The sequence below is a fragment of the Sulfurimicrobium lacus genome (assembly GCF_011764585.1).
In the GTDB taxonomy this organism is placed as follows: domain Bacteria; phylum Pseudomonadota; class Gammaproteobacteria; order Burkholderiales; family Sulfuricellaceae; genus Sulfurimicrobium; species Sulfurimicrobium lacus.
In genome coordinates this window covers 217,701-238,425 of the sequence record NZ_AP022853.1, presented here as the reverse complement: position 1 = coordinate 238,425, position 20,725 = coordinate 217,701, and the positions used below count along the sequence as shown (strand labels likewise).

General features: G+C 62.0%; 22 protein-coding genes and 1 riboswitch. Of the genes, 17 read left to right on the top strand and 5 right to left on the bottom strand.

Annotated features, from left to right (window positions below):
• Positions 1–6 precede the first annotated feature (6 nt).
• Positions 7–1,878, bottom strand: coding sequence for a phosphomethylpyrimidine synthase ThiC (gene thiC, locus SKTS_RS01170; RefSeq protein ID WP_173059140.1), 1,872 nt, complete (start codon positions 1,876–1,878; stop codon positions 7–9).
• 31 nt (positions 1,879–1,909) lie between these two features.
• Positions 1,910–2,009: riboswitch (TPP riboswitch) on the bottom strand.
• A 64-nt stretch (positions 2,010–2,073) separates the two neighbouring features.
• Between thiC and SKTS_RS01165 the strand changes: the two genes are divergently transcribed.
• From SKTS_RS01165 to SKTS_RS01140, 6 genes are read left to right on the top strand one after another with little or no spacing between them, the layout of a single operon-like run.
• On the top strand, positions 2,074–2,727 hold the full coding sequence (locus SKTS_RS01165; protein ID WP_173059137.1) for a protein-L-isoaspartate O-methyltransferase family protein: 654 nt from the start codon (positions 2,074–2,076) through the stop codon (positions 2,725–2,727).
• Positions 2,728–2,733: 6 nt separating this feature from the next.
• Complete coding sequence (locus SKTS_RS01160; RefSeq protein WP_173059134.1) at positions 2,734–3,057, top strand: rhodanese-like domain-containing protein; 324 nt, start codon at positions 2,734–2,736, stop codon at positions 3,055–3,057.
• 49 nt (positions 3,058–3,106) lie between these two features.
• A complete protein-coding gene (locus SKTS_RS01155; RefSeq protein WP_173059131.1) occupies positions 3,107–3,310 on the top strand; it encodes a hypothetical protein in 204 nt (67 codons plus the stop codon).
• Between the two features lie 30 nt (positions 3,311–3,340).
• Positions 3,341–4,663 carry a TolC family outer membrane protein gene (locus tag SKTS_RS01150; protein ID WP_173059128.1) on the top strand — a complete coding sequence of 441 codons (1,323 nt, stop codon included), beginning with the start codon at positions 3,341–3,343 and terminating at the stop codon, positions 4,661–4,663.
• Positions 4,660–5,328 carry a YceH family protein gene (locus SKTS_RS01145; protein ID WP_173059125.1) on the top strand — a complete coding sequence of 223 codons (669 nt, stop codon included), beginning with the start codon at positions 4,660–4,662 and terminating at the stop codon, positions 5,326–5,328. Before SKTS_RS01150 ends, SKTS_RS01145 begins: the two co-directional genes overlap by 4 nt.
• Positions 5,329–5,341: 13 nt before the next feature.
• A complete protein-coding gene (locus SKTS_RS01140) occupies positions 5,342–5,713 on the top strand; it encodes a DUF2784 domain-containing protein (RefSeq protein ID WP_173059122.1) in 372 nt (123 codons plus the stop codon).
• A 184-nt stretch (positions 5,714–5,897) separates the two neighbouring features.
• Here SKTS_RS01140 and SKTS_RS01135 read toward each other — a convergent pair whose 3' ends face one another.
• From SKTS_RS01135 to SKTS_RS01125, 3 genes are all read right to left on the bottom strand, one after another.
• The gene (locus SKTS_RS01135) at positions 5,898–7,226 is read right to left on the bottom strand and encodes a DEAD/DEAH box helicase (protein ID WP_173059119.1); all 1,329 of its coding nucleotides are present in this window, start codon (positions 7,224–7,226) and stop codon (positions 5,898–5,900) included.
• 201 nt (positions 7,227–7,427) lie between these two features.
• Positions 7,428–8,300 carry a lysophospholipid acyltransferase family protein gene (locus tag SKTS_RS01130; protein WP_173059116.1) on the bottom strand — a complete coding sequence of 291 codons (873 nt, stop codon included), beginning with the start codon at positions 8,298–8,300 and terminating at the stop codon, positions 7,428–7,430.
• The gene (locus tag SKTS_RS01125) at positions 8,297–9,145 is read right to left on the bottom strand and encodes a lysophospholipid acyltransferase family protein (protein ID WP_173059113.1); all 849 of its coding nucleotides are present in this window, start codon (positions 9,143–9,145) and stop codon (positions 8,297–8,299) included. The genes SKTS_RS01130 and SKTS_RS01125 overlap by 4 nt, the downstream gene beginning before the upstream one ends.
• A 103-nt stretch (positions 9,146–9,248) precedes the next feature.
• Between SKTS_RS01125 and SKTS_RS01120 the strand changes: the two genes are divergently transcribed.
• The 7 genes from SKTS_RS01120 (at position 9,249) to SKTS_RS01090 (ending at position 16,153) form a co-directional block, all read left to right on the top strand.
• Complete coding sequence (locus SKTS_RS01120; RefSeq protein WP_173059110.1) at positions 9,249–9,521, top strand: oxidative damage protection protein; 273 nt, start codon at positions 9,249–9,251, stop codon at positions 9,519–9,521.
• Between the two features lie 34 nt (positions 9,522–9,555).
• Positions 9,556–11,634: a polyphosphate kinase 1 gene (gene ppk1 / locus SKTS_RS01115; protein WP_173059107.1), complete on the top strand. Its 2,079-nt coding sequence runs from the start codon at positions 9,556–9,558 to the stop codon at positions 11,632–11,634.
• Entirely contained in the window at positions 11,631–12,236 is a 606-nt protein-coding gene (locus SKTS_RS01110; RefSeq protein WP_173059104.1) for a ParA family protein, read from the top strand. Before ppk1 ends, SKTS_RS01110 begins: the two co-directional genes overlap by 4 nt.
• 175 nt (positions 12,237–12,411) lie before the next feature.
• Entirely contained in the window at positions 12,412–13,935 is a 1,524-nt protein-coding gene (locus SKTS_RS01105; RefSeq protein WP_173059101.1) for a CYTH and CHAD domain-containing protein, read from the top strand.
• Position 13,936: 1 nt separating this feature from the next.
• Positions 13,937–14,311: a diacylglycerol kinase gene (locus SKTS_RS01100; protein ID WP_173059098.1), complete on the top strand. Its 375-nt coding sequence runs from the start codon at positions 13,937–13,939 to the stop codon at positions 14,309–14,311.
• A gap of 110 nt (positions 14,312–14,421) precedes the next feature.
• Positions 14,422–15,654, top strand: a complete 1,233-nt coding sequence (locus SKTS_RS01095) for a glycosyltransferase family 4 protein (protein WP_173059096.1) — start codon at positions 14,422–14,424, stop codon at positions 15,652–15,654.
• On the top strand, positions 15,614–16,153 hold the full coding sequence (locus SKTS_RS01090; protein WP_173059093.1) for a phosphatase PAP2 family protein: 540 nt from the start codon (positions 15,614–15,616) through the stop codon (positions 16,151–16,153). The genes SKTS_RS01095 and SKTS_RS01090 overlap by 41 nt, the downstream gene beginning before the upstream one ends.
• Positions 16,154–16,190: 37 nt before the next feature.
• Here SKTS_RS01090 and SKTS_RS01085 read toward each other — a convergent pair whose 3' ends face one another.
• Positions 16,191–17,411 (bottom strand): glycosyltransferase, encoded by a 1,221-nt coding sequence (locus SKTS_RS01085; protein WP_173059090.1) that lies wholly within the window; start codon positions 17,409–17,411, stop codon positions 16,191–16,193.
• Positions 17,412–17,537: 126 nt separating this feature from the next.
• Here SKTS_RS01085 and pap point away from each other — a divergent pair, with 126 nt between their 5' ends.
• The 4 genes from pap to xth are packed head-to-tail and all read left to right on the top strand — an operon-like array spanning position 17,538 to position 20,687.
• Positions 17,538–19,043: a polyphosphate:AMP phosphotransferase gene (gene pap / locus SKTS_RS01080; protein ID WP_173059087.1), complete on the top strand. Its 1,506-nt coding sequence runs from the start codon at positions 17,538–17,540 to the stop codon at positions 19,041–19,043.
• Entirely contained in the window at positions 19,043–19,297 is a 255-nt protein-coding gene (locus SKTS_RS01075; protein WP_173059084.1) for a hypothetical protein, read from the top strand. Before pap ends, SKTS_RS01075 begins: the two co-directional genes overlap by 1 nt.
• A 38-nt stretch (positions 19,298–19,335) precedes the next feature.
• Positions 19,336–19,887 carry a glutaredoxin family protein gene (locus tag SKTS_RS01070; RefSeq protein ID WP_173059080.1) on the top strand — a complete coding sequence of 184 codons (552 nt, stop codon included), beginning with the start codon at positions 19,336–19,338 and terminating at the stop codon, positions 19,885–19,887.
• Between the two features lie 17 nt (positions 19,888–19,904).
• Positions 19,905–20,687: an exodeoxyribonuclease III gene (gene xth / locus SKTS_RS01065; RefSeq protein ID WP_173059077.1), complete on the top strand. Its 783-nt coding sequence runs from the start codon at positions 19,905–19,907 to the stop codon at positions 20,685–20,687.
• Positions 20,688–20,725: the final 38 nt, after the last annotated feature.

Here is a 20,725-nt window from a genome sequence, read left to right as displayed (position 1 = left end):
GTTTCCTTAGCTCTTCTGATAAATCTGGCCGCCCTTGGCGACGAATTCCACCGACTTCTCTTCCATCCCCTTGCGTAGCGCCTCGTTCTCCGAGACTCCCTGGGTTGCGGCGTAGTCGCGCACATCCTGGGTGATCTTCATGGAACAGAAATGCGGGCCGCACATGGAGCAGAAATGCGCCACCTTGGAGGAGTCCTTGGGCAGGGTTTCGTCGTGGAATTCGCGTGCCCGGTCGGGGTCGAGGCCGAGATTGAACTGGTCCTCCCAGCGGAATTCGAAGCGCGCCTTGGACAGCGCGTTGTCGCGGATCTGCGCGCCGGGGTGGCCCTTGGCCAGGTCGGCGGCATGGGCGGCGATCTTGTAGGTGATGATCCCGTCCTTGACGTCATCCTTGTCCGGCAAGCCGAGATGCTCCTTGGGCGTGACGTAGCACAGCATGGCGCAGCCGAACCAGCCGATCATGGCGGCGCCGATGCCCGAGGTGATGTGGTCGTAGCCGGGCGCGATGTCGGTGGTGAGCGGCCCGAGCGTATAGAACGGCGCCTCGCCGCAGCATTCCAGCTGCTTGTCCATGTTCACCTTGATCATGTGCATTGGCACGTGGCCGGGGCCTTCGATCATGGTCTGCACGTCGTGCTTCCAGGCGATCTGGGTCAGTTCACCCAGCGTTTCAAGCTCGCCGAACTGAGCCGCATCATTGGCGTCGTAGATCGAACCGGGGCGAAGACCGTCGCCCAAGCTGAAGGACACGTCGTAGGCCTTCATGATTTCGCAGATGTCTTCGAAATGGGTGTAGAGGAAGTTTTCCTTATGGTGCGCCAGGCACCACTTGGCCATGATCGAGCCGCCGCGCGACACGATGCCGGTCATGCGGCTGGCAGTCAGCGGCACGTAACGCAGCAGCACGCCGGAGTGGATGGTGAAGTAATCCACGCCCTGCTCCGCCTGCTCGATCAGGGTATCGCGGAAGATTTCCCAGTTGAGGTCCTCGGCCTTGCCGTTCACCTTTTCCAGCGCCTGGTAAATGGGCACGGTACCGATCGGCACCGGGCTATTGCGCAGGATCCATTCGCGGGTCTCGTGGATGTTCTTGCCGGTCGACAAGTCCATGATGGTGTCCGCGCCCCAGCGGATGCCCCAGGTCATTTTCTCGACTTCGTCGTTGATCGACGAGGCGAGCGCGGAATTGCCGATATTGCCGTTGATCTTGACCAGAAAGTTGCGCCCGATAATCACCGGCTCCAGCTCGGGGTGGTTGATGTTGGCGGGAATGATGGCGCGGCCGCGCGCCACTTCATCGCGCACGAACTCAGGGGTGATGACGGGCGGAATCGCGGCGCCGAAATGCTCGCCTGGATGCTGGCGGGTGAACAGTTCAGGCAGATTGTCGCGGCGCTGGTTTTCGCGGATAGCGATATATTCCATTTCCGGCGTGATGATGCCCTTGCGCGCGTAGTGCATCTGGGTCACGTTCATGCCGGCTTTCGCCTTGCGCGGCTGGCGCTGCAGATTGAAGCGCATTTCGGCCAGTTGCGGATCGGTCAGCCGCTGCCGGCCGAATGCCGAAGTCGGCCCTGACAGCGCCTCGGTGTCGCCGCGCTCCTCGATCCACGCACCGCGCACCGAGGGCAGCCCGGCGCGAATGTCGATTTTCACCGCAGGATCGGTATAGGGGCCGGAAGTGTCGTAGACGAAGATCGGCGGGTTCTTTTCCGCACCCATGTTCGCCGGCGTATCGGACTGGCTGATCTCGCGCATCGGCACGCGGATATCCGGGCGCGAGCCCTGCACGTAAATCTTGCGCGAATTGGGCAAGGGCTTGACCGCCGCTTCATCGACGTGGGCGGACTGGTTCAGGAATTCGGGATTGGCATTCATGGAAAACTCCTTAAATAGAGCACAAGGAGCATTGCGACCAACAACGCTTCCCTGCGGCGGCATTATCCGCGTCAGGTTCAAAGGGTTTTTCTCACCCGGCTCGACACACGCCAGGACCCCCAGCTTAAGGTATGTGAAACTACTGGAATTGTGGAATAATTGCAAGCAACGACAGCCTTCAATCTGGGAGTGGGTATGGACTTCGCACAAGCACGATTCAACATGGTGGAACAGCAGATCCGGCCATGGAATGTACTGGATCAGCACGTACTCGACATGCTGCTCGACATGCGGCGCGAGGATTTCGTGCCGGCGGCGTACCGCAACCTGGCTTTCGTCGACATGGAAATCCCCCTCGGCCACGGCGAGGTGATGCTGACGCCCAAACTCGAAGCGCGCATCATCCAGGAACTGAACATCAAGAAAACCGACAAGGTCCTGGAAGTCGGTACCGGCAGCGGCTACATGACCGCCATGCTGGCGCGCGAAGCGCATCACGTATACAGCGTCGAGATCGTGCCCGAATTCAAGGAGCAGGCTGCGGAGAAACTGCACGCCCACGGCGTGCACAACGTCACGCTGGAAGAAGGCGATGCGGCCCAGGGCTGGGACCGCCACGGAAAATACGACGTGATCGTGCTCAGCGGTTCAGTACCGGTTCTGCCGGAGGCGTTCTTCGCCAGCCTGAACCCGGGCGGCCGGATGTTCGCCATCGTAGGCGATGCCCCGGTGATGGAAGGAAAACAGATCACCTGCCTCGGCGACGGCGCCTGCCGCACCACGATCCTGTTCGAGACCTGCGTGCCGCCATTGCGCAACGCGCTCCAGCCCCAGCGCTTCTCGTTCTAGGCAGCGGTGATCCAGCTTCACCCCCTCGAACTCAAGGCATGGCTGGAACACCCCGCACGCAAGCAGCCCATTCTCGTGGATGTGCGGGAAACCTGGGAATTCCAGTACTGTCACATCGAGGGCTCGCTGCTGATACCGCTGGGCAAGATACCGGAGCGCATCGCCGAACTGGACCCGGAAGCGGAAATCGTGCTGATCTGCCACCATGGCGTGCGCAGCTACCGTGCCGGCCTGTTCCTCGTGCAAGCGGGATTCGCCAACGTGTACAATCTGCAGGGCGGGGTGGAGGCCTGGGCACGGGATGCCGACCCTAACATGCGCAAATATTAAGGAACCTCTGATTAAGTCAAACGCGGATCGCGTTACATCGAAAACGGGCTTGAGCAAGGCGCGCGACGAAGGTCGTAGCCGAGCCTACGACACCGAGGAGCGCAACGCGGCGCAAGCCCGTTTTCGATGTAACCCGGAGGGACGTTGTTTTGCGGGCGCCATGCGGCGGCGCGAGGCGCTTGTGCAGAATGACTGCACGGTGCGCCTCACTTCTTGCATGGCACCCGCAAAACAACGTCGCGACCGCGTTTGACTTAATCAGAGGTTCCCTAAGGGCTTGCAAATGAAACGACTCGCCTCAGCCTTATTGCTCAGCGCAGCTTTCGCGTCCTTCGCCGAAGCTAGCGACCTGATGGATATTTACAGCCAGGCGCTGACCAGCGACTCCGCACTGGCATCAGCGAAAGCCGCCTACCAGGCCGGGCAGGAAAAACTGCCGCAGGGCCGGGCGCTATTGCTGCCAAGCGTTAACCTGAGCGCAAACAGCACGTGGAACAAGACGGACATCCAGTACCGCGGCCCCAGTTCCTTTGCCGGCGGGCAGCGCGATTACAATTCCAACGGCGCTACCCTGTCCCTGAGCCAGCCCATCTACCGCCCCCAGAATTGGGCGCTGTACCAAGAGGGCAAGTTGCAAAGTGCTCAAGCCGAAATCCAATACACCACTGCGCAGCAAGATCTGATATTGCGTGTGGCACAGGCTTATTTCGACGCCCTGTTGGCACAAGACGCCGTCGCGCTGGCGAAAGCGCAATTACAGTCAATCTCGGAACAATTGGCGCAAGCGAAGATGAACTTCGAGGTCGGCACCGCCACCATCACCGACACCCATGAAGCGCAGGCACGTTACGACCTGGGCACCGCCAGCGAGATTGCCGCTCTCAACTCGCTGGAATTAAAACAGCGCGCGCTGGAAAGAATCATCGGAAAACTGCCGCAATCTCTTGCCGTCCTGGCAACCAGCATGCCGCTGCAAGGACCGGAACCCGCCGATATGACCAAGTGGGTCGAGGCGGCTGAGCAAAACAACTTGCAGGTGCAAATTCAGCGGGCAGCTGTCGAAATCGCCAACCAGGAAGTGGCGCGCAACCGCGGCGGACATCACCCCACGCTTGACCTGGTAGCGAGTTACAGCGATACCGGTGCCACAGGCAGCAGCTTCGGCGTCGGCAACGACACCAAGGCCTCGGCGATCGGCCTGCAGCTCAACTTACCGCTGTATCAGGGCGGCGCTATCAGCTCGCGCGTACGGGAGGCCGTGGCCAATCAGGAAAAAGCCCGCCAGGACCTCGAGCAGACGGTGCGACAGACTGCCCTGACGACGCGCGAAGCCTATTTCGGCGTCACCAGCGGCATCTCCCAGGTCAAGGCGCTGGAGCAGGCCCTGGTATCGAGCCAAAGTTCGCTGGATTCCACCAAGCTGGGGCTGGAAGTCGGGGTAAGAACCAACGTCGACGTGCTGAATGCCCAGCAGCAGCTCTATTCCACCAAGAGCGAGCTCTACAAGGCACGCTACAACTACCTGCTGAGCCGCCTGAGACTGAAATCGGCCGCCGGCACGCTGGCCGAGGACGACCTGCAACAGGTCAATCGGTGGCTAAAATGACAGCGCCCGGCCTGCCCGTTTTCTCCCTGCTTGAAACGCGCGTGCTCGGCGTTCTGGTCGAGAAGCAGCACACCGTTCCCGACACCTACCCGTTGACGCTGAATGCCCTGGCTGCAGGTTGCAACCAGAAGACCAGCCGCGACCCGATCATCAATGCGAGCGAAAGCGAAGTGCAAGCGGCGATCGATCGCCTCAAGGCGTTGACGCTGATCGTCGAAACGAGCGGCGGGCGGGTGCAGCGCTACGCCCACAACATCGAACGGGTGCTGCAGGTGCCGTCGCAATCGGTCGCACTGCTCGCCACCTTGATGCTGCGCGGCCCGCTGACCGCCGGAGAACTGCGCATCTGCAGCGAGCGCTTGCACAAGTTTGCCGACATCTCGGCGGTCGAGGCATTCCTGCACGAACTGGCGGAGCGCCCGACCGGCGCGCTGGCGGTAGAACTGCCGCGCCAGCCCGGCGCCCGCGAAAACCGCTGGGCACATCTGCTGTGCGGTGAGCCAGCCATCGCTGAAAGCCATGCTGCGGCAACATCCGGCGCGGGCGATATCTCGTTGGGTGAAATCGCCGCGCTTAAAGCCAACGTCGCAAGACTGGAAGCCGAGGTCGGCGATCTCAGGGCGCTGGTAGCCAAGCTGTGCGCGGAACTGGGCATATCAGCCTAGAAAGTTGGCGGGCTTGAAGGAAATCGCTGCCGATCTGGTCGTCCTGCTCCACTTCGCATTCATCCTGTTCGTGGTCGCGGGCGGATTTCTCGCCCTGAAATGGCGCCGGCTGGCCTGGCTGCACGTGCCGGCGGCCATCTGGGGAGCGCTGATCGAATTCACCGGGTTGGTCTGCCCGCTCACGCCGCTGGAAAACCTGCTGCGGCAGGCGAGCGGCAAGCCGGGCTACCCCGGCGACTTCACCGAACACTACATCCTTCCCCTGATCTACCCGGTCGATTTGACGCGCGAGATCCAGCTTGTGCTCGGGCTTGGCGTGGTGATTCTGAATGCGGCCGTCTATGCGCTGTGGTTTGTGCAACGCAAAAAAAGAGGGGGCACATAGCCCCCTCGCTTATCTGACGCGCCGCAGCCTGTCAGACTTGAAGAATCGAAGCGAAAATTTGGCTGGGCGAGGACAGATTTTGTCGATTTTGCAGGGCAATAGTCATTCTATTGCCCAAAAAAGCGGCGAAATATGGACCGTCCAGGCGAATTTGCAGCCGATTTCCTTTAAGTCCGACAGGCTGCTAGCGCCCGCGTCCGCCGGAACGATGCAGCGGCGGCTTGCCGCCTGTTCCCGCCGGGCCTCTGGGCCTTGGCGCAGCGCTGTTGCCGGAACGGTTGCCGCCCGGTTGCGCACGGCCCTGGCCGGAACGCTGTCCTCCCCCGCCCCGATTTTGGCCATTCAGGATCGGCTCCGCCTTGATCGACGGGTCGGGCTCGAAGCCAGGCACCACGACTTCTGGTATCTCGCGCTTGATCAGCCGCTCGATGTCCGACAGCAGCTTCTTTTCGTCGATGCACACCAGCGAAACGGCTTCGCCTTCCGAACCCGCGCGGCCGGTGCGGCCGATGCGGTGGACGTAGTCTTCCGGCACGTTGGGCAGTTCGAAGTTGACCACGTGGGGCAATTCGCTGATGTCGATGCCGCGCGCGGCGATGTCGGTCGCCACCAGCACCTGCAAGCTGCCGCCCTTGAATTCGCTGAGGGCGCGGGTGCGCGCCGCCTGGCTCTTGTTACCGTGAATGGCGAGCGCTGGAATGCCTTCCTTGGTCAATTGCTCGGACAGCTTATTGGCGCCATGCTTGGTGCGAGTGAACACCAGCACCTGATGCCAGTTGTGTTCCTTGATCAGGTGGGTGAGCAGCTCGCGCTTGCGTTCGCGGTCGACCTTGTAAACCTTCTGCGCCACCGTGTCGGCGGTAACGTTGCGGCGCGCCACTTCGATCAGCACCGGCTTGTTGAGCAGGCCATCTGCCAGCGCTTTGATCTCGTCGGAGAAGGTGGCGGAGAACAGCAGATTCTGGCGATGCTTGGGCAACACAGCGAGCACGCGCTTGATGTCGCGGATAAAGCCCATGTCCAGCATGCGGTCGGCTTCGTCCAGCACCAGGATTTCGACGTGCGAAAGATCGACCGTTCTCTGCTGCAGGTGGTCGAGCAGGCGGCCCGGCGTGGCCACCAGGATGTCGACGCGGCTGCGCAGGCGCTGGATCTGCGGGTTGATGTTGACGCCGCCGAACATCACCATGGACTTGAGCTTCACATATTTGCCATAGGTGCGCACGCTCTCCTCCACCTGTGCGGCAAGTTCGCGCGTCGGCGTGAGCATCAGCGCGCGGATCGGGGCATGGCCGCCAGGCGGCGTCTTGTCGCCGCCGGCAGAAAGACGGTGCAGGATCGGCAAGGTAAAGCCGGCGGTCTTGCCGGTACCGGTCTGCGCGCCGCCCATCAGGTCGCCGCCCATCAGCACGGTGGGGATAGCCTGCGCCTGGATCGGGGTGGGAACGGTGTAACCGTGCTCGGTAACGGCACGGACGATTTCATCGGACAAGCCGAGAGAAGAAAAAGACATGGAATTCCTGAAAATGATATCGACCTGTCGCCTCGTTGGGCGCCAGTCTTAGGACGAATTGGGTTTTGATGAAGCCAGAAGGGCAGCGGCGCGAGGACTGGAGACAAATGCCGCAGGCCGGCATCTTAACAGAGTGCGGGGTTGGCGCCTAATTTTTGAGCATCCGACATCGAATGTGAAGAAGCGCCGCCATCAATTCGCTCAATGCGTGTAGATCCTCGCCTCGCCGGGCGGCCGGGTTTTGAAGCGTTTGTGCAGCCAGAAGTACTGTTCCGGCATCTCCTTTACCCGCTCCTCGATGAACTGGTTCATGCGCAGGGTGTCGGCGTAGCTGTCGCCGCCGGGGAAGTTTTCCCAGGCGGGATAGAAACGCACGACGTAGCCTCTGCCGCCGGGCAGCTGGCGCGTCACCACCGGCAGCACTACTGCCCCGGTGAGCTTGGCGAGGCGCGGCAGGGCAGTGACGGTGGCGGCAGGGACGCCGAAAAATGGCACAAATTCAGCATCGCGCGCGCCGAAATCCATGTCCGGCAGGTAGTAGAACGGCAGGCCCTGTTTCACCGCCTTGATGACCGGCTTCAGCCCTTCCTGGCGCGACACCATGATGCAGGGGTTGAAGCGCGTTCTGGCGTGCAGCAGCAATTCATCGATGGCCTGGCTCTTTTGCCGGCTGTACATGGAAACCAGGGGATGATCAGCGGTCAGGCGCACGCCGCCCATATCCAGGCCGACGAAATGGGGGGCGAGCCAGATCACCGGTTTGCCCTGCACGCCCTGCCAGTGTTCCAGCCCCTCCACCTGAACCAGGCGACGCAGGCGGCGCTCCGACGACCACCACAGGATGCCGCGATCGAGCAGACTCTGGCCGAAGGCGCGGAAGTGTGCACGCACCAGCTTTTCGCGTTGTTGATCGCTCAATTCAGAAAAGCACAGGCGCAAATTAATGCGCGCCACCCGCCGCCGCTCGCGCCCCAGCGCGTAAAGCAGCATGCCCATGCCCTTGCCGATCGGCGCCAGCACGGGGAGTGGTAAAAAATGCAGCAGCCAGAAAACGAAAATGCCGAAGCGGATCACTGCGCCCCTTTCGGCGATTTGTAGCGGTTATAGCTCCACAGGTATTGCGCCGGGTTGCGCCGCGCCAACTCCTCGACCGCCGCATTGAGGGCACGCGCGGCCTGCGCCGCATCCTGTGGCAAGGCTTCCGCCAGCGGTTCGAACCACAGGTCGTAGCCCCGCCCGCCGGGCAGGCGTTCCGCGAACACCAGCACGATGGCCGCGCCGGTGGAATGCTGCAGGCGCTGCACCAAGGTCATGGTATAGGCTGAGCGGCCAAAGAAATCCGCCCATACGCCTTCCCCCTTGCCGGGCACCTGATCGGGCAGGATGCCGGCGGACTGGCCGTGCTTCAGCGCCTTGAGCAGCGCCTTGACGCCCTTGAGGTCGGTCGGCGCCATGCTGACCTGGCCGCGCCCGCGCCCCGCCAGCATGGGCGGTTCGGTCCAGCGCAGCTTGGGCGGACGATAGAGGATAGTAATGGGCATATGGCTGGCGATGAACAGACTGGAAATCTCGAAGCAGCCCAGATGGGGCGTGAGGAAAAGGATGCCGCGTCCATCGCGCGCCAGTTCTTCCACCTGGCTCCAGCCCTCTACCTTGCACACCAGTTGCAGCACTTGTTCGTAGGGGCGCAACCAGACGGCGGGCAGCTCCAGCACGCTTTTGCCCGCCTCGCCGATCGCCGCGCGCAGCAGGCGGCGGTACGCCTCTGGCGATGCGCACAGGCCGCTGCGGGTGATATTTTCGCGCATGCGGGCGGCGTAGCTGCCGGATGACCAGTAGACCAGCCAGCCGATTGCGATGCCAAGTGCATGCAGCCATGCCAGCGGCAAGCGCGCGAAGTGTCGGAAGAACCATTGCATGGGTTGAATTATCGCATATCCGGCCAGAAGTTAAGGCATACGGTAGTTTGCGTGGTGTTTTTTGGTTATCATCAAGAGTTGAAAAGAAAAAGGAGTAATTCACATGGCTAGAATGGTTAAATGCATCAAGCTCGGTCGCGAAGCCGAAGGGCTGGACTTCCCCCCTTACCCCGGCGATCTGGGCAAGCGTCTGTACGAAAACGTTTCCAAGGAAGCCTGGGCGGCGTGGGTCAAACAGCAGACCATGCTGGTGAACGAGAACCGTCTCAACCTCGCCGACCCCAAGGCGCGCAAATACCTGGCCGAACAGACCGAGAGCCACTTCTTCGGCGCCGGCGCCGACAAAGCCCAGGGATACGTGCCGCCGAAACACTGATTCACCCCTCGCACAACACCCTCAGCGATAAGACATGACATCCAAGTTCAGTGCACCGGAATACTTCATCAACCGCGAACTGTCCCAGCTCGCATTCAACCGGCGCGTGCTGGAACAGGCGGCGGACGACTCCAACCCGCTGCTGGAGCGGCTGAAGTTCCTGTGCATCGTCAGCAGCAACATGGATGAGTTTTTCGAAATCCGCGTCGCCGGGCTGAAGGAGCAGATCAAGTTCAAGAGCGTCGTCACCGGGCCGGAAAAAATGTCGCCGCGCCAGGTGTTCGACCAGGTCAGCCACGAAGCGCACATCCTGGTCGAACAGCAATACAAGCTGCTCAACGAGGTGATCCTGCCCGCCATGGCGCGCCAGGACATCCGCTTCCTGCGCCGCACCCACTGGAACCCGGAACAAAGCGAATGGATCAAGGCGTATTTTTTCCGCGAAGTGATGCCGGTACTGACGCCGATCGGCCTCGATCCGGCCCATCCCTTCCCGCGCGTAGTGAACAAGAGCCTCAATTTCGCGGTGGAACTGGAAGGCAAGGACGCCTTCGGGCGCAGTTCCGATGCCGCCATCGTGCAGGCGCCGCGGGTACTGCCGCGCGTCATCCAGCTGCCCAAGGAAATCGCCGGCCACGAGTACGGCTTCGTCTTCCTCTCCTCGATCCTGCATGCCCATGTCGGCGAGCTTTTCTCCGGCATGCACGTGAAAGGCTGTTACCAGTTTCGCGTCACGCGCAACTCCAACCTGTTCGTCGACGAGGAAGAGGTCACCAACCTGCGCCAGGCCCTGCAGGGCGAGCTTTCGCACCGCCATTACGGCAACGCGGTGCGGCTCGAGGTGGCGGACAACTGCTCGCCGGAAATGACCGAATTCCTGCTCAAGCAGTTCGATCTGGCGCCGGACGACCTGTACCAGGTCAACGGGCTGGTGAACCTGGTGCGCCTGTTCCACATCCCGGACCGGGTGGAGCGCCCCGATCTCAAATATCAGCCTTTCATCCCAGGCATCCCGCAATGCCTGGACGAAAAGCAGCCCGACATGTTCCAGAGCATCCGCAGCGGCGACGTGCTGCTGCACCAGCCGTTCCAGTCCTTCAACCCGGTGGTCGATTTTCTCCAGCAGGCGGCCGACGACCCAGACGTGCTGGCCATCAAGCAGACGGTGTACCGCACCGGCTCGGAATCGGTGCTGATGGACGCGTTGATCAACGCGGCGAAAAACGGCAAGGAAGTGACCGTCGTCGTGGAACTGCTGGCGCGCTTCGACGAGGAAGCCAACATCAACTGGGCGGCACAACTGGAAGACGCCGGCGCCCATGTGGTGTACGGCGTGGTGGGCTACAAGACCCACGCCAAGATGCTGCTGGTGGTGCGGCGCGAAGAAGGCGGCCTGCGCCGCTACGTGCATCTCGGGACCGGCAACTACCATCCGCGCACCGCCAAGCTATATACCGATTTCGGCCTGTTTACCTGCAACGACGACATCTGCAGCGATGTTTCCGACGTCTTCGCCCAGCTCACCGGGCTGGGCAAGGCGGCAAAGCATACGCATCTGTGGCAATCGCCGTTCACCATGCACAACCAGATCATCAAGGCGATCCGCCAGGAAATCGCGCATGCCAAGGCCGGCCAGCCGGCAGCAATCATCGCCAAGATGAACTCGCTGCTCGAGCCGGAAGTCATCCAGGCGCTCTACGAAGCCTCCTGCGCCGGCGTGAAGATCGACCTCATCGTGCGCGGCGTCTGCGCGCTGCGGCCAAGGGTTCCGGGCGTGTCCGAAAACATCCGCGTGCGCTCGGTCATCGGGCGCTTCCTGGAACACAGCCGGATTTTCTATTTCCGCAACAACGGCGCCCAGGATGTCTATCTCGCCAGCGCGGACTGGATGCACCGCAACCTGTTCCGCCGCATCGAGGTGGCCTTCCCGGTCCTCGACCCGCGCCTCAAGAAACGCGTGATCCGGGAAGGTCTCGAGCCCTACCGCAAGGACAATGTGCAGACCTGGGAGATGGACGCGGACGGCACTTACCACCGCAAGATATCGCGCCGCGCCAAGCCGGTATCGGCGCAATTCGAACTGCTGAACCTGATGGCCACCCGGCTGTCATGAGATCCATCCTGGTCGCAAATCCCAAGGGCGGCAGCGGCAAAACCACGTTGGCCACGCATCTGGCCGGCTACCTCGCCAGCCTGGGCCGGCAAGTGGTGCTGGCCGACCTGGACCGGCAGCAATCCGCCGCCGGCTGGCTCAAACGTCGCCCGGCGCAATTGCCCACCATACACAGCCACCAGCACAAGCAGGCTTCGAAACCGGACTGGATGGTGATCGACTCCCCCGCCGGCCTGCACGGCGACAAACTGTCCGCCGCGGTCAAGCTGGCTGAGCTGGTGATCGTCCCGGTGCAGCCATCGGCCTTCGACATGATGGCGACGAGCGATTTTCTCCGCGTGCTGCGCGAGGAAAAGGCGGTGCGCAAGGAAAGAAGCCAGGTGGCGATGGTGGGCATGCGGGTGGACCCGCGTACCAAATCGGCTGCGGAACTGGCGGAATTCCTGCTGGCTGTGGAATTTCCGGTGCTGACCTATCTGCGCGACGCCCAGTTGTACGTGCAGTGCGCTCACGAAGGCGTGAGCCTGTTCGACCTGCCGCCCTCCCGCGCCGCGCGTGACGCGGAACAATGGCAACCCATACTGGAATGGATTTCGGTTTAATGGTCATGGCAAAGGTGCGATACCCGATCATGAACGCCGCCATGCCCATTTCCCCCGCCCCGGCCCTCCCCCGTCTCGCCTGTGCGAGCAGCTTTGCTGCCGCTCTCGGCGGGGATGCCCCTTGCGGGTACCGGGAGAGGGGGACGAAGGCTCGCTACGCGAGTTCACGTTAAACATGGCAACCGAAATCGAGCTCAAGCTTCTCATCAACCCGGCGGACATCGCCAGGCTGCGCCGTCACCCGCTGCTCAAGGCCCAGGCCGCAGGCCGGGCACGCACCCGGAACTTACTCAGCATTTACTTCGACACCCCCGACCTGACCCTGCGCCAGCAGCGCGTCGCACTGCGCGTCCGCCGCGTGGGCGCGCGCTGGGTGCAGACGGTGAAGGGGGGCGGCGAGGTGCGGGCGGGTTTGCACCAGCGCGGCGAATGGGAAGACGAAGTGGCACACGAGCGCCCCGATCTCACCAAGATCGACTCGCCATCCTTGCTCAAGCTGTTTTCTTCCGCCGCGGTACGTGATCGGCTGCGACCAATATTCACCACCGAATTCAAGCGCACCACCTGGCTGCTGCACTGGGACGACGGCGACGAGGTGGAACTGGCGCTCGACCAGGGTGAAGTCAAAAGCGGCAACAAGACCTCGCCGGTATGCGAAATCGAACTCGAACTGAAGCATGGGAACCCGGCGCGTCTGTTCCTGGCGGCCCTGGAACTGCAGCAGACGATCCCGCTGCGCCTGGAAAACGTGAGCAAGGCCGACCGCGGTTACCGCCTCAGTCAGGCGGCGCCGTCCCTGGTGACCAAGGCCGAAACGCTCGAAATGACGCAAGACATGAGCGTCACCCAGGCTTTTCAGGCGATCGCCTGGAACTGCATCAGCCACTGGACCGCCAACCAGGAAGGGGCACTGCTCAGTGACAACCCGGAAAACATCCACCAAATCCGCGTCGCGCTGCGCCGCCTGCGCTCGGCCCTGCCGCTCTTCAGGTCGGCCATTCCCAGGGAAAGCTACCGCGCCATTGGCGAGGAACTGAAATGGCTGGCCAATGCCCTGGGTCCGGCACGCAACTGGGACGTGTTCGTCACCCAGACCATGCCGCCCATACTCAAGCAGTTTCCCGCCGACAAAGCCTTGCAGCAGTTGTTCCAAGCCGCCAGGCGGGCCCAGGCGTCCGCCCGGAACGAGGCGCACCTGGCGCTGCGTTCGCACCGCTACGACCGCATGCTGCTCACGCTCGGCACTTGGCTGATGGCGGATGGCTGGCACGCCCATACCAGCGCGGAACAGAAAATCCGCCTCGACGCGCCGGTCGCGGAGCTGGCGAAGCGCGTGCTGAACGCCTGCCATAAAACGCTGCATCGGCACGGCAAGTCGCTGCTGGCCATGCCGACCGAAGAACGTCACGAGGTTCGCATTGCTGTAAAGAAACTCCGCTACGCTACCGAATTTTTTGCCGCACTGTTCCCGCGCAAGGCGGCGCTGGCCTATACCGAGGCGCTGGCCGCGCTGCAGGAGGAACTGGGGGTGCTGAACGACGCGGCGACAACCGACATCCTGCTGCAGCAGCTCAAGCTGCAGGACAACGCGGCCATCGGTGCCGTTTCGGGGTGGAGCGCCCACGGCGTGACGGTGCACCTGACAAGCATGGATGCGGCCTGGAAAAAATTTTACCGCAGCAGCCCATACTGGAAATGACATGACCCTAGAAAGCCCCCACAAGGGAAAAACCGGCCTGCGTCGCGTGTGGAACGCCATGCACTACTCCCTCGCCGGCCTGAGCGCCGCCTACCGCCACGAGGACGCCTTCCGCCAGGAAGTGGCCCTGTCCCTCCTGCTCATCCCCGTGGCCCTGTTCCTGCCGGTCGCCGGCACGGGCAAGGCGCTGATGGTGGCGAGCGTGTTGCTGGTGCTCATCGTCGAGCTGGTTAACTCTGCCATCGAAGCCACGGTGGACCGCATCTCGCTGGAAAACCACAACCTCGCCAAACGCGCCAAGGACATCGGCAGCGCCGCGGTGATGCTGGGCTTGCTCAACGTGGTGATCGTGTGGAGCCTGGTGCTGCTGGGTTAATCCCCGGCGCCTCTTACCTGCCCCTCGCCGTCACCGAAACGTCACGTTTCGGTCATCAAATTTTCTTCTTGCCGGAGCAAAGTGCCAGACATACGGCACGAGACTCCGGCATGAAAGACATCCCACATCCCCAGTTCAACCCGCCCAAGCCATATCGTCCGCTGCGTGTCGCGATGGTCAGCGAAACCTATCCGCCCGAGGTCAACGGTGTGGCGCATACGGCGCAGCGCATGGTGCAGGGGCTGATCAGCCGTTATCACCAGGTGCAGTTGGTCCGGCCGCGCCAGCACGCGCAGGATCAGGGCGTCAGTTCGGCGGCGTTCGAGGAGGTCCTGGTGCGCGGGGTTGCCATGCCGCGTTACGCAGGCCTCAAGATCGGCCTGCCGGCCACGGACGAACTGGTGCGCCTGTGGCGGGCCAGACGCCCGCACCTGGTGCAGGTCGTGACCGAGGGTCCGCTTGGCTGGTCGGCCATCGTGGCTGCAAGAAAACTGCGCCTGCCGGTTATTTCCGAATTCCACACCAACTTCCACGCCTACACCCGGCATTACGGTATGGCGATGCTGGGCGGACCGATCCGCGCTTACCTGCGCTGGTTTCATAACCAGACCTTGACCACGCTGGTGCCGACTGAAGCCTTGCGCCACGAACTCGCCAGCACGGGCTTTCGCCGCCTGCAGGTCGTGGCGCGCGGGGTGGACACGAAACTCTTCAATCCCGCGCGCTGGAACAAGTTGCTGCGCCTGTCCTGGGGCGTTGCCGACCACTGTCTGGTGGCGCTCCACGTCGGGCGGCTCGCGGCGGAAAAGAACCTGCCGCTGGTCATCGACACTTTCCGTCACCTGCAGTCCTCCCGGCCCGGCATGAAACTGGTGATGGTGGGCGACGGCCCGGAACGCGCGGCATTGCAGGCCAGGAACCCGGACGTGATTTTTTCCGGCATGCGTCAGGGCGAAGACCTGGCGGAACATTACGCCTCCGCCGATCTGCTCCTTTTCCCCAGCACCACCGAAACCTTCGGCAACGTGGTGCTGGAAGCCATGGCCAGCGGCTTGCCGGTTGTGGCTTACGACTATGCGGCCGCGCGCGAGCATATCCGCCACGGCGAAAATGGCTTGCGTGCCGCATTTTCCGACCCGCAGGCCTTCATCGGCCAGGCCCAGAGCCTGGTTTCGGACACCGAAAATGCCCGACGTCTGGGACGCAACGCCAGGACTAGCGCGGAAGGTATCGACTGGGATCATGTCCATGACCGTTTCGAACGGCTCGTGGTAACAACCGTGAAGCAATGGGAGCGCAACCATGATGGAAAAGCTCAGCTGTCGTTTGTCCCGGATTTGTGAAAACGAACATGTTCTGACCCTGCGCTTCAATCGCGCCAGCCACGGGCGCCTGGTGCATGGGCTGTTCAGCCTCGCCAGCCGTCTCGGCAACGGCGTGTTCTGGTATGTCCTGATGGGCCTGCTGTTGCTGCGCTATCAGATGGATGCGCTGCCGGCGGTGTTGCACATGGTGCTGGTCGGGCTGATCAGCCTGCTGCTATACAAATGGCTCAAGGGCAAAACCCAGCGCCAGCGGCCTTATGCTTTCAACGACGAAATCCGCGTCACAGTAGCGCCGCTCGACCAGTTCAGCTTCCCCTCCGGCCACACGCTGCACGCCGTGTCGTTTACCATCGTGCTGCTGGCCTACTACCCGCTCATGGCCTGGCTGGTGGTGCCCTTCACCCTGCTGGTGGCGTTGTCGCGCCTGGTACTGGGGCTGCATTACCCCACCGACGTGATGGCCGGCACGCTGATCGGCGCGGCGGTGGCCTCCCTTTCCTTCGCCATTCCCCTGTGAAACCAGCCACGCGGCAATGCCGCGGGCTATTGCGGGATCAATCTTCGCCGGTGCTCAGGCAGGTGCTGGGCGTGCAGATTTGCGCGCGCGTCGGGACTTCCTGGTGGCGTTCGATGGTGCGCTGGTAGAAGTCCAGCATCTTTTCCGCCAGGGCACCGGCCGACCATTCCGCTGCATATTCCTTGCCCAGTTTGCCCAGGTGCATGGCCTCCTCGGGTCGGCGCAACAGCAATAGCGCCTTGGCGGCGAAATCCTCCAGTTCGTGGGCGGCGATCATGGCGCCGCGTCCTTCGCACAACACGTCGCACGTGCCCATTTCCGCCAGGGCCAACACCGGCACGCCTTGCGCCATGGCTTCCAACAGCACCAGACCTTGTGTTTCGGTGCAGGAAGAGAACACGAACAGGTTTGCGGCGCGGTAGCAGTCGGGCAGCTCCCGCTTGCGGTCCAGATAGCCGACGAACAGCACGTTGTCGGACAGGCCGAGCTGTTCCGCCTCGCGCTTGAGCGGGTTGAGCGCCGGTCCCTCGCCCGCCACCAGCAGCAGCACATCCGGCAGCTGCTGCTTGAGGCGCGCAGTCATTTTCAGCAGGAAGCCGATGTTCTTCTCGAACGCCACGCGCCCCACGTAAAGCATCACCGGGCGCGTTGGCGCAATTCCGTATCTGGCGCGGAACGCCGCCCCGTCGCCGTGAATGAAATTTTCTGCCGGCAGGCCGGTGGGAATGATTTCCGCGTGCGTCCGGATGCCATAGCCGCGCAACACTTCCAGCATGCCGCGGGAGGGCACCACCAGCGCGTCGAGATCGTCGCACTGGCGACGCGACAGGCTGCGCGCCAGGTAACGCGTACCGGCTTTGGGCAGAAAGGGCAGGTAATGGTAAAGATATTCCTCGAAATAGGTGTGGTAGGTTTCCACGCGCGGAATGCCCAGTTCCTTTGCCAGCTTCACACCCAGGTAATGCGCCGCGAACGGGGTCTGGATGTGCAGCAGGTCGAATTCGGCGCGTTTCAAGGCGCTGCGTTGCGCCAGCACGTGGCCGGCCTTGAGCAGGCGGTCCTCTGGATCGAACGGCAGATGCCGTGCGGGCACGCGCTGAATGTGCGATTCGTCGTCGGTGACGAGACCGTCGTAATCCGGCGCGATCAGGTGCACTTCATGGCCGCGCGCCGCAAGCTCGCTGCGATAAGTGGCGATGGAGGTGGACACGCCGTTGACGCGCGGAAAATAGACGTCGGAAACCATCAGGATTTTCATGGGGAATTCTGGCCGGATGTGAGAGACGTATCATGCTAATTAGTCGAGATGACAAAAGCGTGACGCTTTACGCTTGATCTTTGCCGCAAAGGAGTATGAGATAGCGCTTTATCTGGGAGGATAGGCATGTTCGAATCGGCAGAACTGGGTCACAAGATCGACAAGGCGACATATGACAAGGAAGTGCCGCTGCTGCGCGAGGCGCTGCTGGATGCACAGCTCGACCTGGCGCAGAGCGGAATGTTCCCGGTCATTGTCCTGCTCGGCGGCGTGGACGGCGCGGGGCGCGGCGAAACCGTCAACCTGCTCAACGAGTGGATGGATCCGCGCCACGTGCAGTCCCATGGCATGGGCGAACCGTCCGATGAAGAACTCGACCGGCCGATGATGTGGCGCTTCTGGCGCGCGCTGCCGCCCAAGGGCAAAATCGGCGTGTTTCTCGGTTCCTGGTACACCTGGCCGATCCTCAACCGCGTCAACGGCGTCACCAAGACCGCCGATCTCGACCAGAGCCTGGAGCGCGCCAAGCGCCTGGAGAAAATGCTCACCGACGAAGGCGCGCTGATCATCAAGTTCTGGCTGCACTTGTCCAAGGACAAGCAGGAAAAGCGTCTCAAGGTGCTGGAAAAAGATCCCAAGACGCGCTGGCGCGTCACCGAGCGCGACTGGGAGCATTTCAAGCTTTACGACAAATTCCGCACCGTGCACGAGAGCGTGATCCGTCACACCAGCACCGCCGAGGCGCCATGGTTCATTGTCGAAGGGGAAGACCCGCGCTACCGCAGCCTGACCATCGGCAAAATGATCCAGGAAGCGATCCGCAAGCGTCTCGACACACCCGAGAAGCAGCCGACCGGCATCAATGCGCCACCCTTGCTGCCATCGATCGACCATCTGCATATCCTTAAAACGCTGGATCTCACGCAGAAAATCGAAAAGAAGAAATTCGAGGAAGAACTGGAGAAATACCAGGGCAAGCTCGCCCTGCTGACGCGCGACCCGCGCTTCAGGGAAATCACCGTAGTCCTGGTGTTCGAAGGCAACGACGCGGCAGGCAAGGGAGGCAGCATCCGGCGCATCACCAGCGCACTGGACGCACGGATTTACCAGGTCGTGCCGATCGCGGCGCCCACCGAGGAAGAGCGCGCCCAACCCTACCAGTGGCGCTTCTGGCGCCATATTCCGCGGCGCGGAAGAGTGACGATTTTCGACCGCTCCTGGTATGGCCGGGTACTGGTGGAGCGCGTCGAAGGCTATTGCTCGGAAGCCGACTGGATGCGCGCCTACACGGAAATCAACGACTTCGAGGCACAGTTGACGCGCCACAACATCGTGGTGAGCAAATTCTGGCTGACCATCAGCAAGGACGAGCAACTCAGGCGCTTCAAGGAACGCGAAAAGACCGGCTTCAAACGCTACAAGATCACCGACGAAGACTGGCGCAACCGCGAGAAATGGGATGCCTACGAGCAGGCGATCTGCGACATGGTGGACCGCACCAGCACCGAGGCCTCGCCGTGGACGCTGGTGGAGGCCAACGACAAGTATTTCGCCCGCATCAAGATTTTGAAAACCTTGTGCAGCCAGATTGAAGCCCGGCTGAAAAACCTGCCCAAGAACAAGGCCACGTAATGCCGGTCAGGAACATTTTTTACGATCCGGCCTCACAGCTTGTGGGCGAGCATTTCGCCCTGATTTACGCCCCGCAGCGCAAGCGCAAGCGTTTTCCGGAAAATTGCGTGCAGGTAATGGCCAGCGAGGAGGCGGCGTGCGGTGGCGCGGACGCAGCCAAAAACCTTTTTCCCGGCCGCGTGCTCGGCCCTTCGCGCTCGTCTGAGGGCTTCAACCTGTATTACCTGGTGGACTGGCTGGAGTGCCGGACTTAGAACTCGTTAATATTTATTATCTTTCGAAAGGAGTTGCCATGAGATTCGTACTGTTTTTATGTTGCTGCATCGTCACCAGCATGGTGCAGGCTGCGGAACTTTACCGCTGGGTCGATGCCGAGGGGAAAGTCCACTATACCGATCAGCCGCCCCCGGCCAGCGCCAAGAAGGTCGAAGAAAAGCATTTGGGCGGCAACTCGATCGACACTTCCGGGCTGCCCTACGCGACCCGCCAGGCCGTCATGAAATCCCCCGTCACGCTTTTCGCCAGCGATTGCGGCATGGGCTGCGACCTGGCCCGCGAACTCCTTAGCCAGCGCGGCATCCCCTATACCACCAAAAATCCGCAAACCTCGCCCGACGATGCCCAGGCGCTGAAAAAATTGACCGGCGAACTTAATGTCCCGGTGCTGGTGGTCGGTAGCGCGGTGAGCAAGGGCTACGAAAAAGGCGCCTGGGATGCAGCACTGGATGCGGCCGGTTATCCGAAAAGCACAGCACCCAAGAAATCAGCGCCTGCTGCCGGCTCAAAAGACAAGCCAGCCACGGGTGAAAAGCCGGCACCCGCCCATCCCTGGACCGACAAGTAGCGCGCCGCTTCAAGAATATGAAAATAGTCACATGGAACGTCAACTCCCTCAAGGTGCGCCTGCCCCATGTGCTGGACTGGCTCAATATCCACCAGCCCGATGCGCTGTGCCTGCAGGAACTCAAGCTCGAAGACCAGAATTTCCCCCGCGCGGAAATCGAGGCGGCGGGATACCGGGCGGTTTTTTCCGGCCAGAAAACCTATAACGGCGTGGCCATCCTGAGCAGGGAACCTGCTCAGGATGTGAGCATGGGCATCCCGGGCTATGCGGATGAGCAAAAGCGGGTGCTGGCGGCGACGCTCGACGGCGTGCGCATCGTGTGCGTCTACGTGCCCAACGGCCAGAGCGTGGATTCCGACAAATACCAGTACAAGCTGCAGTGGCTGGAGGCGCTTACCGCCTGGCTCAAGGACGAGTTGACGCGCCACCCGAAGCTGGCCCTGCTGGGGGATTACAACATCGCGCCGGAAGACCGCGACGTGCACGACCCCAAGACATGGGAAGGCCAGGTGCTGTGCAGCGCGCCGGAACGCGAAGCCTTCCGCAAACTGCTGCAAATCGGGCTGCACGACAGTTTCCGCCTGTTCCCGCAGGCCGATGGGGCGTTCACTTGGTGGGACTACCGGATGAACGCTTTCCGGCGTAAGCTGGGTTTGCGTATCGATCACATCCTGTTGAGCGATGCGCTCGCGCCGGACTGCACCTCGTGCTCGGTCGACATCGAGCCGCGCAAACTGGAGCGCCCGTCCGACCATGCGCCGGTGACTGCGGAGATCAGCCATGCAAAGGAATCGTACTAGGCTTCGGTTTCTAGCAGTCGTAGTAGCGGCCCTCTGCT